Origin of the sequence: Actinoplanes sp. CA-142083, assembly GCF_050942195.1 — a bacterium.
In the GTDB taxonomy this organism is placed as follows: domain Bacteria; phylum Actinomycetota; class Actinomycetes; order Mycobacteriales; family Micromonosporaceae; genus Actinoplanes.
This window is the reverse complement of record NZ_CP192076.1, coordinates 942,562-955,678: the sequence shown is the minus strand read 5'-3', so window position 1 is coordinate 955,678 and position 13,117 is coordinate 942,562. Positions and strand designations below refer to the sequence as shown.

Below are 13,117 nucleotides of genomic sequence, written 5' to 3'. Positions count from 1 at the left end.
CAAAGCCGGCCGAGGGCTCCCGTCCGCCACGGGAGCTCTCGGCCTCGCTTTTTGGCGGCGGCTTCCGCTTGATGGCGCCGTTCCCGCGTTTCGGCCACGGGTCCCGCTCTCCGGCCGCACCGTCCACATTGCAGGCTGCGCCTTACCACGACATTTCCGTTATTTCGCCCAGCTGGCCACCCGCAGCGACCGGACTTGATGACCTGCTGTTCGCTCCTAACGGCCCGTCATCAAGATCGAGCAATCCGGCGCGAGGAGCAGACATCGCGAGGCAGGGGTGGCGGCGCGGGGCGGCGCGGGCGGGGCCGGCGCGGCGCGGGCGCGGGCGCGGGCGGCGCGGGCGGCGCGGGCGGCGGGAGCGCGGGCGCGGGCGGCGCGGGCGCGACTGCGGCAGAGCGGACGCGGCAAGGCGACGACGCGGCGCAAGGCCAACGGGATGCCGGGAGGTCAGCGGCGGTGGACGCCCTGTTCCAAGTAGCGGGTCTGGCCGGGCACGATGGCCCGCAAGCGGCGCGCCAAACGGGCGACCGTGTAGTCCTCCAGGTCGTCGGGGGCTACGAACGCCCACTCGGTGATCTCGCCGTCGACGAAGCGGATGGCGGACAAGTCGGTGGCCGACAAGGTGCCGCCGTCGAAGACGAACAGGAGCTTGTCGCCCTGGGTGGGGTGGGGCGCCCAGTCGACGACCAGGGCCGGGCCGACCGTGATTTTCAGGCCTAATTCTTCGGCCACCTCGCGGGCGCATGCCTCGGACGGCGTCTCGTCCACCTCGACCATGCCGCCGGGGATGTCCCACTCCGGTTTGTAGTGGGGCTTCACCAGCATGATCCGCTCGCCGGCGTCGCGGAACAGCGCGCCGGCGGCGACGAGCAGGGCCATACGGGCCAGCCTAAGGGGTCACGGCCACCTGGAAGATCGGGAGTTTGCCCAGCTTCCGGTAGGCCTGAAGGGCAGCGGGCGTGCTGTCCACCGAGGAGTCCTGGCCCTTCTGGTTGTGCGGGGTCTCGAACTGGACCATGGCGTGGATCTTGGGGAAGTGACGTATCTCGTTGCCCAGCTCGCGGTAGAAGTCGACCTTGTAGGAGGTGTTGCGCTTGGAGGACCACACGCCCCACTCGGCGATCATCAGCGGCTTGCCGGGGTGGCGGGTGAGGGCCCAGGTGTAGAAGCCGGGCCAGCTTCGCTTGCCGGAGATTTCGATCTTGCGGTTGAAGATCTCGGCGAAATCGCCGTGGCCGTAGCCGGGATCGCTGTACGCGTACGTGTCGAACCCGATCCAGTCGACGTAGTTGTCGCCCGGATACATGTCGTTGAACCAGCTCTGGGTCGCGTGCGGCACGTACGCCATGTGCACCAGCACGGTGACCATGTTGGTCACGCCGTGCGCCCGTAGCCGCGCCACCACGTGCCGGAACATCGCCGCGTAGTCGCGGGCGGTGTACCCGGATCCGGCTTTGGCGCGCACGTCGTTCTCGCCCTCGTGGTGCACGGCCAGGAAGAACTGCTCGGGGAAGTTCTTCTTGATGTGCACGGCGAGCCGGTCGAGGAACACATCGGTGCGCTTGTCGCCGCGCGCGATCGCCGCCCACGACGCCGACTCGGGCTTCCAGTTGAGGAACAGGATGCGGTTGCGGCCGTGCTGGCGGGCGATCGCGATCTCCTGCGGCGTCGGGAAGAGCTGCCGGATGCCGCCGTGATAGGCGTGGTAGATCGCCTGCGTACGCCCGGTCTTGCGCTCGAACTCGGCGAGCGCCGACGCGCCGCGGCTCTCGGTGTGCGCGCCCGGCGCGACGCCCCAGAGGACCCCGCAGGTGGGCACCAGCTTGCGCCCGGTGCGGCAGCCGCCACGCCGGGCGGCCGGGACCACAGCCGGCGGCATCGGCGCCACAAAAGCTGGCAAAGCGGACGCGGACGAAGGCGCGACCGAGGATGGCGGCAAAGCCGAGGACGGCGACGCCGACGCGGAGGCCGAGGGGGAGGACGAAAAACGGCGGCCGTGGAGGACCGGCGAATCCGGCGAGGCGAGAACCGGCAACGACACTGTCGGATCACCCACCGGTCCGAGGGGTAAACCGATCTGATCCACTCCGCCGGTCCAGGCCCACGCGAGCGTGGTGACCACGGAAAGGACGAAGGCCGCCGGAACGGCGGCGACGTGGATAAGCCGGAAGCGGCGCGGGCGTCGACTCACGAGGTGCCAGTATTGTGACGAAGATCCGGTTTGTCCAATACCCGACGCGGATTAAACAGACAAAAAGAGGGGATGGATACCCGTCTCGACCGCGATCGGCGGGACTGAGAAACTGTCCCCTAATCGGCCGCAGGGGGATACGAAGGTGAATGGTTCGGTGCTTCCCGAGGACGTCCTGCGTGACGCGCCGTCGTACACGCCGCACGCGCACGAGCTCGCGGACCTCGAGCTGCTGCTCTCGGGGGCGTATGCGCCGCTCACCGGCTTCCTGGGCCGCGCCGACCTGAACTCGTTGCGCCGCCGCGGGCAGCTCGCCGACGGCACGCCGTGGCCGGTCGCGGTGACGCTCGAGGTGCCGGCCGAGATCGCGAGCGACCTGGTCCTCGAGGACCCGCTGCACCGCACGATCATCCTCACCGACCCGGAGGGCGCGCCGGTCGCGGCGCTCGAGGTCACCGACGCGTGGCCGGCCAAGGAACGCGCCTACGGTGTCGGCGGCACGGTACGCCGGATGGGTGACGGCGGGCACGGGCCGTTCCAGCGGCTGCGGCGCACGCCCGGCGAGGTCCGGGCCCTGCTGCCACCCGGACGGGTGCTCGGCGTGATCGCCGACCGGCCGCTGCACCGCCCGCAGCTCGCCCAGATCGCGCACGCGGCCCGCACCCTCGCCGCCCACCTGCTGATCCTCATCCCGGTGAGCGGCCCGGGCCCGGACGGCCTGCCCCCCGAGGCGCTGGTCCGGGCGATCTTCGCCGCCCGCGACCGGATGCCCCCGGCCACGATCGTCGCCGTCCCGCTGCTGAACCGCGGCGACGAGATGCGCGACGCGCTGCTGCGGGCGCGCGTGGCCGCCGCGTACGGTGTCACCCACGTCCTCTCCACCGGCGAGATGCTCTCCGGCGGCGGGTTGCGCGTGCTGGTCCCCCGCGAGCTCGCCTACGACAACCGCGACGGCCAGTGGCGCTGGCGCGACGACATCCCGCCGCGCAACCGCCGCCTCGCGATGACTCCCGCCGAGATCGACGACGTGCTCGACCGCGGCTTCCCGCTGCCCGAGTGGCACACCCCGCCCGCGGTGGCCAAGGAGCTGGTCCGGGCCCGCCCGCCGCGCCGGCACCGGGGTCTGGTGGTGTTCTTCACCGGCTTCTCCGGCTCGGGCAAGTCGACCATCGCCCGCGGCCTCGCCGACTCGCTGCGCGAGTCCGGCGATCGCACGATCACCCTGCTCGACGGCGATGTGGTGCGGCGCGAGCTCTCGGCGGGGCTGGGCTTCTCCAAAGCAGATCGCGACCGCAACGTACGCCGGATCGGCTGGGTCGCCGCCGAGGTGGGCCGCCATCGCGGGGTGGCCGTCGCCTGCCCGATCGCGCCCTACGAGTCGGCCCGCGCGGCGGTCCGCCGGATGGCGCAGGACGCCGGCGCCGGCTTCGTGCTGGTCCACGTGAACACCCCGCTCGAGGTCTGCGAGCAGCGCGACCGCAAGGGCCTGTACGCGCGGGCCCGGGCCGGCCAGCTGCGCGGCATGACCGGCATCGACGACCCGTACGAGGAGCCGGCCGACGCCGAGCTGACCATCGACACCACCACGATCACCGTGCCCGAGGGCATCGAGCTGGTCCTCGCGTACCTGGTCGAGAACGGCTGGGTGGAGCCGAAACTGAGCTGACCCCATCACGTCGGCGGGAGTGAGCCGTTTACCCCTCGGGGGCAAAACGCCCGAACTCACTCCACCCCCGAAAGGGCCGCCAACCGATGGAAGCGTCTCGCCCCGCGGATGTCTCGCACTACCTCGGCATCTTCCGCCGTCACTGGTGGATCGCGCTGGCCGCGACGGCCGCGGGCCTGGGCGCGGGTGCGGCGCTGACCAGCGCGCTGCCCAAGGTGTACGAGTCGTCGACCGCGGTCCTGGTGCAGTCTCTCGACCAGGACACGAACGCGCAGGGCGGCCGCACCAAGGGCACGGTCAACCTGGACACCGAGGCACAGCTGGTCGGCTCGGGCGCGGTGGCCACCAAGGCCGCGGCCCTGCTGCGTTCGCCGCGCTCGCCGATCGACCTGGCCCGGGATGTCTCCGTCGAGGTGCCGGCGAACACCACCGTCCTGATGATCACGTTCAAGGCGGGGTCGCCGCAGGAGGCGCAGTCCGGGTCGCACGCGTTCGCCGAGGCGTACCTGCGCAACCGTGAGGAGACCGCGCAGAGCGGCCTCGACCAGCAGATCAAGACGCTGACCGCGAAGATCAAGCAGCTCACCACGACGCTGACCGGGATCAACGGGCGGCTCGCCCGGGCGGTGAAGGGCAGCCCGGACGAGGGCAACCTGCTGAGCCTGCGCAGCAACTCGCAGAACCAGCTGAACGGGCTGACCGGCCGGCTCAACGAGCTGACCACGACCACGGTCGGGGCCGGCAGCATCATCAGCGACGCGCGCCTGCCGGAGACCCCGACCAGCCCCAACCCGATGGTCAATGTGGCCACCGGCGGCATGATCGGGCTGCTGCTCGGGGTGGCGCTGGCGTTCGTGCGGGAAAGGTTCGACCGGCGGCTGCGCTCGGCGGCCGACGTGCGCGACCGGGGCCGGGTCAACGTGCTGGCCGCGCTGGACGAGCGCACCACGCCGCATTTCGACGACGTGCTGCAGCCGTACGGCGCCGGCGGCCGGGTCTTCAACCGGCTGCGCAACGAGATCCTCGCGACGCTGAACCCCAGCGACCAGGTGATCGTGGTGACGGGCACGAGCCGCGGGTCGGCCGCGACCCTGGTGGCCGCGAACCTCGCCGCCGCGCTGGCCCGTACCGGCAGCGACGTCGTGCTGATCGGCGCGCACCTGCCGGACAGCGTGGTCGACGCCGCGCCGCTGGCCCGGATGCTCGGCGTCGCGGCCGTGCCCGGCCTCTCCGACCTGCTGGCCGGCCGGGTCGGTCTGGCCCGCGCGCTGCAGCGCACCCCGCGCATCCCGTCCCTGCGGGTGATCACCACCGGCGGCGCGGCCACGGCGGCCGGCCTCATGCAGTCGCAGCGCCTCAAGGACACCCTCGAGACGCTGCGCCGGCAGGGCGGATACGTGGTCATCGAGGCGCCCTCGACCAGCAGCAGCGCCGACGCGCAGGGCCTGGCGAGCCTGGCCGACGCCGCCCTGCTCGCGGTCGAGCTGCGCAAGTCGCGCCGCCCCGCCCTGCTGGACGCGGCCGAGCAGCTCCAGCGGGTCGGCACCCCGCTGCTGGGCGCGGTGGTCCTCCCCCGCCTGTCGAACCTGCCGTCGCCCGAGGTCAACGTGCCCGCGGTGACCCTGTCGCCGAACGACAAGATCTCCGACGGGGACCTCACCCAGCCGATGCGCTTCCCGACCAACACCATGTCGGCCGCCGAGAAGGCCAAGATGGCCGAGAAGACCCAGGAGAAGCCGCAGGTCCGGCCCCGGACGGCGGAAGCGGCCGACGAGATCACCGCGGTGATCGACATGTCCGGGATGGCCAAGGACGGCGACGGGAAGTGACGCCGGCTGCCCCGGCCACCGCGGATACCCAACGGACCGGCGGCCCCGCACACGGCGCGCGCAAGCCACTGAACCTGCCGGCCTGGCCGGTGGCGAGCATCCTCGCGCTCTATCCGCTGTGGTGGGCGCTCGGGCTCGGCGTATTGATCTTCGCGCTCATGGCCGTACCCATGCTGATTTTGCTCCTGCGACGCCGGGCCGCCGGCCGGCCGCTGCGCCTGCCACCCGGTTTCGCCTGGTGGGCTTTGTTTCTGGTGGCCGTGGTGGTCAGCATCGGCGCGCTCGGCGCCGATCCGGCCGGCACCATCGCCGAGCACGCGAGCGACCGGCTGCCGGGTGCGGCCTACAAGCTGATCATGTACGTGGCGCTGACCGTGCTGCTGGTCTACGCCGGCAACCTGACCGAGGCCGAGCTGCCCAAGCGCCGCCTGGTCAAGCTGCTGGGCTGGCTCTTCGTGGTGACGGTGGCGGGCGGACTCCTCGGCATGGTCGCCGGGAACTTCCAGTTCACGTCGCCGGTCGAGCTGCTGCTGCCGCACGGCGTGCGCAACAAGGGCTTCGTGCAGTCGCTGGTGCACCCCTACGCCGCGCAGATCATGGATATCGTCGGCGGGGACAAGCCGCGCCCGGCCGCGCCCTGGGGGTACACCAACACCTGGGGCAACAACTTCTGCCTGCTGGCGGGCTGGCTGGTCGTCGCGGCCTGGCAGACCGGCCGGCCGCGGAACAAGTTCTGGGCGGTCGTCTGCCTGCTGGTGTCGATCGCTCCGGCCGTCTTCTCGCTCAACCGCGGCCTGTGGATCGGCCTGGGCGTGCTGATCGTCTACGTGGCCGCCCGCTACGTGCTGGCCGGCAAGCTCTGGATCATCGGCCTGCTCACGGTCGCCACCGCGATGCTCGGCGTCGCGCTGATCGCCACCCCGCTCGGCACGGTGGTCACCGCCCGGCTCGACAACGGCAAGTCCAACGGCGTGCGCTCGTTCCTGATCGACCGGGCGCTGGACGGCTTCACCGGCTCGCCGGTGGTCGGGTACGGCGGCACCCGGAACACCGCCGGCGGCCGCCAGTCGATCACGGTCGGCGAGAGCGCCGGCTGCGAGCGCTGCGGCAACTTCACCGTGGGCGGCAACGGCCAGCTGTGGCAGCTGCTCTTCGCGCACGGCATCGCCGGCACGGCCGGTTACCTCGGCTTCTTCTCCTACGGCCTGTGGCGCTTCCGCCGGGACCGCAGCGCGATCGGGGTGGCCGGCAGCGCCGCGCTGGTCACGTCGTTCTCCGCGATGCTCTGGTACAACTCGCTGGTCACCCCTCTGGCCTTCATGGTTCTGGCCTTCGCGCTGCTCTGGCGCAACTCAACCGAGGGGGATACCACATGAGCCCGGTGAAGACGGCTCCGGCCGAGCTGACCGCGGGCGATGCCGCGCTGCGTACGCAGTACCTGACCGAGGTGCTCGACCTCCTCTACCCGTGGCCGTGCCGCACCGACGGCTCGCCCGGCACCCCGATCGCCGAATACCTCGTCGTGCCGGACGCCCGCCGGCCCAAGCTGCTGGTCCCGTCCGGCTCGCGCCGGGTGGCGGCCGCGGCGGTCCGCCGCTACGCCGAGCCGCAGTCGCGCTCGGCGAAACTCAAGCGCGACGCCGTGATCGCCGCTATGCGGACCGGCGCGTCGGCCGTGCTGCTGCGCGATCGCGTACGGGTGACCGGCCCGTTCTCCTCGAGCATCGACGGCTACCTCAGCGAGCAACTGAGCCGTGAGCTCTCGGTCAGCGTCCACATCGGTCCGGCGCGGGCCAACCGCAAGCCCGTGCTCCAGCTGATCAGCCCCGATGGCGACACGTTCGGCTTCGGCAAGCTCGGCACCGGCGCTCTCACCAAGCAGCTGGTCAAGGCGGAGACCGCGGCGCTGACCGCGCTGGCCGGCACCGGCCTCACCCGGCTGACCGTGCCCCGGGTGCTGCACGCCGGAGAGTGGCGCGGCCTCGAGGTGCTGGTCCAGTCGGCGCTGCCGGTCTGGCTGCCGCGCGCGCCGCTGACCCAGCGCCGGCTGGTCGCCGCGATGCTCGACATCGCCGGGTGCTGCGGCTACACGTCGGGGCCGCTGGACGAGAGCGCGTACTGGGGCGAGCTGCGCGGCCGGCTCACGGCGGTGGGCGACCGCTCCGAGGGCGCGGGGCTGGGCTCGGCGGCGGAGCTGCTGGTCAAGCACGCCGGCGACACCGTCTTCCGGTACGGCGCGTGGCACGGCGACTGGGCGCCCTGGAACATGGCGAACCTCGCCGACGCGCTGCTGGTCTGGGACTGGGAGCGGTTCGCGACCGGCGTGCCGATGGGCTTCGACGCGATCCACCACGAGCTGCAGAAGCGGATCCAGTCGACCGGCGACGCCAAGGACGCGGTCGAGCAGACCGTGCGCCGGGCCGGCGAGTTGCTCGCGCCGTTCGGCGTGCCGGCGACCGGCCGCGAGGTCACCGCGCTGCTGTACCTGGTGGACCTCGCGGTCCGCTATCTGACCGACCGTCAGGCCGAGGCGGGCGCCCGCCTGGGCGTGCTCGGCACCTGGCTGCTGCCGGTGCTGATCCGCCGGGTCGAGGAGCTCTGAGGAGAGCGCGATGGACGTACGCAAGATGCCCGCGCCCATGAAGCGGGTCGTGCACCTGGGCTCCCGCTCGTACGGGCGGCTGACCAGCCCCGGCCGGATGACCCCGTCGTTCCTGATCTGCGGCGGCCAGCGCTGCGGGACGACCTCGATGTACCGGGCGCTGGCCGCGCACCCGGTGGTGCTCAAGGCCGTGCTGCACAAGGGCGTGCACTACTTCGACACCTCGTACGACCGCGGGCTCGGCTGGTACAAGGCGCATTTCCCGCTGCACCGCAGCGGCGACAAGATCGCGGAACGTTACGGCGTGCCGGCGCAGACCTTCGAGTCGAGCCCGTACTACATGTACCACCCGCAGGCGGCCGCCCGGATCGCCCACGACCTGCCCGAGGCGCGGCTGCTGGTGCTGGTGCGCGACCCGGTCGAGCGGGCGTACTCGCAGCACCACCACGAGGTGGCGCGCGGCTTCGAGACCGAGCGGGACTTCGGGGCGGCGCTGGCGCTCGAGCCGGCCCGGCTGCACCGGCAGGAGGAGCGGCTGGCCGAGGATCCGTCGTACTACAGCTTCGCCCACCAGCACCACGCGTACCGGGGGCGCGGCGAGTACGCCCGCTACCTGAGCGTGATGGCGCAGCACGTGGGCCGGGAGCGGATCCACGTGGTGGAGAGCGAGCGGTTCTTCACCGATCCGGAGGACGTCTACGACGAGGTCTGCGACTTCCTCGGGCTGCCGTCCTATCTGGAGCGTCCGCCGTTCGAGCGGCACAACGCCCGCCCCCGGCAGGCCGACATGGATCCGGGGCTGCGCCGCGAGCTCACCGACTACTACCTCGCCCACGACGACGCGCTGGCCCGATGGCTGGGCCGGATGCCCATCTGGCGCCGCACATGACGGATTTAAAAGAAAAATCTGGCTTTCAGGGTACGCGCGGCGTCGCGCGCGGCGGTCTGGCCAACATGGTCGGTTCCGCGCTCGCGGGAGGCACCGGATTCGCGGTCACCTGGATTGTCGCCCGATCGCTCGGCCCCGATCAGGCCGGCGCCTTCTTCGCCTCCACGGCGGCGTTCGTGCTGGCCGGCGGCCTGGCCAAGCTGGGCACCCAGACCGGCCTGGTCTACTGGCCGTCCCGGCTGCGCGCCACCGGGCGGCCCGAGCTCCTCGGCGCCTGCCTGCGCGCCGGCCTCACCCCCGTCATCGCGATGTCCCTGGTGCTGGCGGTCGTGATGTGGCTCGCCGCCCCGGCGATCGCCCGCACGACCGCGCACGAAGCGGCCGACGTCGTCGGAGCGCACACCGCGGGCCTGCGGGTGCTGGCCTTGTTCCTGCCTCTCCAGGCGATGACCGACGCCCTGCTCACGGCGACTCGCGGCTACCGCGCGATGCGGCCGACCGTGGCCTTCGACCGGATTGTCCGCAGCACGCTGCAGTTGCTGCTGGTCAGCGCGGTCGGCGTGGTAGCACTGTGGACGGCGGGGTCACTGCCCGCCTTCGCCCTGGCGTGGGCGCTGCCGTATCTGCCGGTGACGGTGCTCTCGGCGTACGCGCTCAAAAAGCTCTATAGGGCGAGCAAGCCGCCCGGAGCGACCACCCGCCGGTCCGAAAGGCGCGCCTTGCGCCGCGACTTCTGGCGCTTCACCGGCCCGCGCGCGCTCGCCAGCGTCGCCCAGCTCGCGCTGCAGCGGGTGGACGTGCTGCTGGTGGCGGCCCTGGGTGGTCTCGCGCCGGCCGCCGTCTACGCGGTAGCCGGGCGATTTGTCGTGCTTATCCAGTTCGCCAACCAGGGGATCTCCCAATCGGTGCAGCCGCGGCTGGCCGAGGCGCTGGCCACCGGCGACCGCGCGGGCGCCAACCACCTCTACCAGACCGCGACCGGCTGGCTCGTCATGGTGACCTGGCCGATCAACCTGCTGGTGATCCAGCTGGCGCCGCTCTACCTGCGGCTCTTCGGCGACAACTACACCGCCGGGCAGAACGTCGTGGTGGTGCTGGCGAGCGCGATGCTGGTGGCGACCGGCTGCGGCATGGTCGACATGGTGCTCGCGATGGCCGGGCGCACCTCGTGGAACCTCGTCAACGTGCTGATCGCGCTGGCCGTGACGATCGGCCTCGACGTGCTGCTGATCCCCCGGTTCGGAGCGCTCGGCGCGGCGATCGGCCTGGCCTGCGCCATGGTCGCCAACAACGTGCTGCCGCTGGTACAGGTCGGGCGCGCGGTCGGCCTGCACCCCTTCGGCAAGGGCACCCGGGCCGCCGCGCTGCTGTCGATCGCCTGCTTCGGCGCGCTGCCCCTGGCCGGCGGTCCCGTCGGCCTCGCGATCTCGGTACCAGCCTTCCTGGCGGGGGTCTGGCTGCTGCGCGGCCCCCTCGCGCTGGACGCGTTCACATTTCGACCTCGGAGGAGGACCCGTTGAGCACGGATTACACCAAGGTGTTTCAGGACACCGAGGCCGTCGAGAAGTACGAGAACATCACGTACGCGCCGGAGAGCTACGCGTCGCAGATCAACCAGCGGCAACGCGACTACCTGCGCACGCTGGTACGCCGCGAGTTCGGCCCCCGCGCGCCGGTGCAGCACGACTTCGCCTGCGGCACCGGCCGGGCCATCCGCACCCTGCACGGGCTGGTCCGCGAGGCGCACGGCTACGACACGTCGGCCGAGATGATGGCGAAGGCGGCCGAGGTGGGCTCGCACGCGCACTGGCACCAGGTGCCGACGGACGGGCCGGTGCCCGAGCCGGTGGCGGCCGGCACCCCGGCGATCGTGACGATGTTCCGCCTGCTGCTCAATGTGGACGAGGCGATCCGCGACCGGGCGCTCGCGTTCGCGGCCAAGGCACTGCCGGACTCGAACGCGGGTGTGCTGGTGGTGGAGAACCACGGCAACGCCGAGTCGCTGCGGCACCTGCGGGCGCGCCGGCACCGCGGGGACCGCTGGTTCGCCGAGCTCTCCCACGAGCAGGTGGAGAAGCTGCTGGACCGGCACGGCTTCGAGATCGTCGAGCGGCGCGGCTTCTCGATGATCACGCCGTCGCTGCATGGGAATCCGCTGGCCCGGGCGGCCGACGCGGCGATGCGGCGGCTTCCGGGGACCGATGGGTATGCGGTGAATGTCCTTTACACCGCTCGTCGTGCGTAAGTGGTTCTTGTCCCTATCAGCCGTGGTGCTCCTGCTGGCGGGCTGCACCGGCGGCGGGGACAAAAAGGACTCTCCAACGCCGACGCCCGATTTGTCGGGAAAGCCCGCCGCCGTCGCTGTCAACCGCGGGCCCTTCCTGAGTGGACCGGTCCGGGCACCCAAGAAGGGCGCGCTGGTCGGGGCGTGGATCAAACCGGACGAGCTGACCCACGTGGGCCGGCTCGCCGCGGTCGACACGCTCGAGAACGACCTCGGCCGCAAGCTCAGCATCATCAACACGTACCGCCGCTTCGAGCAGATGGTCGGCACGTCCTCGGACAAGGAGTTCCTGGCCCAGGGCGCGACGCTGATGGTCAGCTGGGCCACCGGCGACAACCGGTCCATCCTGGACGGCGAGCACGACGACCTGATCCGCAAGCAGGCCCGGGCCATCCGCAAGATCCACCGGCCGGTGCTGCTGCGGATGCGCTGGGAGATGGACCGGCCCAACCTGCGGGCGACGATGTGGTCCGGCGGCGACTACATCGCGGCCTGGAAGTACGTGCGCGCGATCTTCAAGCAGGAACGGGCGAACAACGTCTCCTGGGTGTGGTGCCCGACCGCCGAGGGCTTCATCCGCGGCGACGCGGCCGACTTCTACCCCGGCGACGACCAGGTCGACTGGACCTGCGTGGACGTCTACGCCGGCGAGGTCTTCCAGCCGATCGGCAAGCTCATGGGCCCGTTCCTGACCTGGGCCGCGCAGCACCCCAAGCCGATCGTCATCGGCGAGTTCGGGGTGGCCAAGGCGTGGGGCTCGGCCGGGCGGGCGGCCTGGCTCAAGGACGCCGAGCGGACCTTCAAGGCCAACCCGCAGATCAAGGCCGTCGCCTACTTCGAGTCCGATCCCGAGGGCAACGGCCCGACCAAGCAGTTCCAGCTCACCGGCGACAAGGCGGCGTTCCGGGCCTTCCACGCGCTGGCGAAGGACCCGTACTTCAATCCCTGATCGGCTCCAGGAACTCGAGCCGGTTGCCGTGCGCGTCCCGCGCGTAGAGCCGCCGGTGACCCGGGAAGTGTGGATCCCACTCGACCGGGTGACCGGCGGCTTCGAGCCGCTCCGCCAAAAGATCAAGACCATGGACGAGTACGCCCGGATGGGCCTTCTTCTCGGGGATGAAGGCCGCCACCGGGCTCACGTGCACTTCCCAACCCCCGGCCCGGAACCAGCACCCGCCCCGGGCCGCCAGCACCGGGGGCTTCGCCAGCTCGGTCATGCCGAGCACGCCGGCGTAGAAGGCGCGGGCGGCCTCCTCGCCGCCGGGCGGGCACAGCAGCTGGACGTGGTGCAGGTCTTCAAATGCGAACGCCATGCCGTAACAGTACGCTCGTACTGTTAGATTCGCCGCCTCACCTGTGGACGTCCGCGGATTCTTGTCGTACCCAGGTGCTTCGCTTGGCCCCTCCCAACCCGGGTGGGGGCGGTCTGCGGGACGCGTGGAAGGTCAAGTTCGCGAGGCCTCCGCCCCGTTCCCCCGGCCATCGCTTCGGAGATCTCCCTGGCGATGGTTGCGGTGGGGCGTGGGTGCGAGCGGCCCTACAAAGCGGGAGAACGGGTGGCCGCAGTGGCGCGGCCCATCGAGCCGGGCCTGGAATGGTCCCACGGTGTGACGCTCGTTCTCGATTGTCGGGACGCCCGTCTGCATGCCGGCGGCG

General features: G+C 71.5%; 11 protein-coding genes. 8 read left to right on the top strand and 3 right to left on the bottom strand.

From position 1 onward, the window contains the following. Nucleotides 1–447: 447 nt before the first annotated feature. Together ACQPZX_RS04545 and ACQPZX_RS04540 are read right to left on the bottom strand one after the other, a co-directional pair. Nucleotides 448–879, bottom strand: a complete 432-nt coding sequence (locus tag ACQPZX_RS04545) for an NUDIX domain-containing protein (RefSeq protein WP_433374715.1) — start codon at nt 877–879, stop codon at nt 448–450. A 10-nt stretch (nt 880–889) separates the two neighbouring features. After that, nucleotides 890–1,879: a glycosyl hydrolase gene (locus ACQPZX_RS04540; protein WP_433374712.1), complete on the bottom strand. Its 990-nt coding sequence runs from the start codon at nt 1,877–1,879 to the stop codon at nt 890–892. Between the two features lie 457 nt (nt 1,880–2,336). Here ACQPZX_RS04540 and cysC point away from each other — a divergent pair, with 457 nt between their 5' ends. The 8 genes from cysC to ACQPZX_RS04500 all read left to right on the top strand — a co-directional run bounded on the left by cysC (nt 2,337) and on the right by ACQPZX_RS04500 (nt 12,410). Then, nucleotides 2,337–3,857 (top strand): adenylyl-sulfate kinase, encoded by a 1,521-nt coding sequence (gene cysC / locus ACQPZX_RS04535; protein WP_433374709.1) that lies wholly within the window; start codon nt 2,337–2,339, stop codon nt 3,855–3,857. Nucleotides 3,858–3,943: 86 nt separating this feature from the next. Continuing rightward, nucleotides 3,944–5,686, top strand: coding sequence for a Wzz/FepE/Etk N-terminal domain-containing protein (locus ACQPZX_RS04530; protein WP_433374706.1), 1,743 nt, complete (start codon nt 3,944–3,946; stop codon nt 5,684–5,686). Then, nucleotides 5,683–7,062 (top strand): hypothetical protein, encoded by a 1,380-nt coding sequence (locus ACQPZX_RS04525; protein WP_433374704.1) that lies wholly within the window; start codon nt 5,683–5,685, stop codon nt 7,060–7,062. The genes ACQPZX_RS04530 and ACQPZX_RS04525 overlap by 4 nt, the downstream gene beginning before the upstream one ends. Beyond that, nucleotides 7,059–8,288, top strand: coding sequence for a hypothetical protein (locus tag ACQPZX_RS04520; protein WP_433374701.1), 1,230 nt, complete (start codon nt 7,059–7,061; stop codon nt 8,286–8,288). The genes ACQPZX_RS04525 and ACQPZX_RS04520 overlap by 4 nt, the downstream gene beginning before the upstream one ends. A gap of 10 nt (nt 8,289–8,298) precedes the next feature. Beyond that, nucleotides 8,299–9,177, top strand: a complete 879-nt coding sequence (locus ACQPZX_RS04515) for a sulfotransferase (RefSeq protein WP_433374698.1) — start codon at nt 8,299–8,301, stop codon at nt 9,175–9,177. Between the two features lie 65 nt (nt 9,178–9,242). Next, nucleotides 9,243–10,697: an MATE family efflux transporter gene (locus ACQPZX_RS04510; RefSeq protein WP_433374695.1), complete on the top strand. Its 1,455-nt coding sequence runs from the start codon at nt 9,243–9,245 to the stop codon at nt 10,695–10,697. Then, on the top strand, nt 10,694–11,422 hold the full coding sequence (locus ACQPZX_RS04505) for a methyltransferase domain-containing protein (RefSeq protein ID WP_433374692.1): 729 nt from the start codon (nt 10,694–10,696) through the stop codon (nt 11,420–11,422). Before ACQPZX_RS04510 ends, ACQPZX_RS04505 begins: the two co-directional genes overlap by 4 nt. Then, nucleotides 11,415–12,410, top strand: coding sequence for a glycosyl hydrolase (locus tag ACQPZX_RS04500; RefSeq protein WP_433374689.1), 996 nt, complete (start codon nt 11,415–11,417; stop codon nt 12,408–12,410). Before ACQPZX_RS04505 ends, ACQPZX_RS04500 begins: the two co-directional genes overlap by 8 nt. On the opposite strand, the gene ACQPZX_RS04495 is transcribed toward ACQPZX_RS04500, so the two are convergent. Beyond that, on the bottom strand, nt 12,400–12,774 hold the full coding sequence (locus tag ACQPZX_RS04495; protein WP_433374686.1) for a VOC family protein: 375 nt from the start codon (nt 12,772–12,774) through the stop codon (nt 12,400–12,402). The genes ACQPZX_RS04500 and ACQPZX_RS04495 overlap by 11 nt on opposite strands. Nucleotides 12,775–13,117 lie beyond the last annotated feature (343 nt).

What these genes read in the sequence shown, in the direction of transcription:
- ACQPZX_RS04545 (WP_433374715.1), bottom strand. Translation starts at nt 879, where the DNA reads ATGGCCCTGCTCGTCGCCGCCGGCGCGCTGTTCCGCGACGCCGGCGAG.
- ACQPZX_RS04540 (WP_433374712.1), bottom strand. Translation starts at nt 1,879, where the DNA reads ATGCCGCCGGCTGTGGTCCCGGCCGCCCGGCGTGGCGGCTGCCGCACC.
- ACQPZX_RS04530 (WP_433374706.1), top strand. Translation starts at nt 3,944, where the DNA reads ATGGAAGCGTCTCGCCCCGCGGATGTCTCGCACTACCTCGGCATCTTC.
- ACQPZX_RS04520 (WP_433374701.1), top strand. Translation starts at nt 7,059, where the DNA reads ATGAGCCCGGTGAAGACGGCTCCGGCCGAGCTGACCGCGGGCGATGCC.
- ACQPZX_RS04515 (WP_433374698.1), top strand. Translation starts at nt 8,299, where the DNA reads ATGGACGTACGCAAGATGCCCGCGCCCATGAAGCGGGTCGTGCACCTG.
- ACQPZX_RS04510 (WP_433374695.1), top strand. Translation starts at nt 9,243, where the DNA reads ATGGTCGGTTCCGCGCTCGCGGGAGGCACCGGATTCGCGGTCACCTGG.
- ACQPZX_RS04495 (WP_433374686.1), bottom strand. Translation starts at nt 12,774, where the DNA reads ATGGCGTTCGCATTTGAAGACCTGCACCACGTCCAGCTGCTGTGCCCG.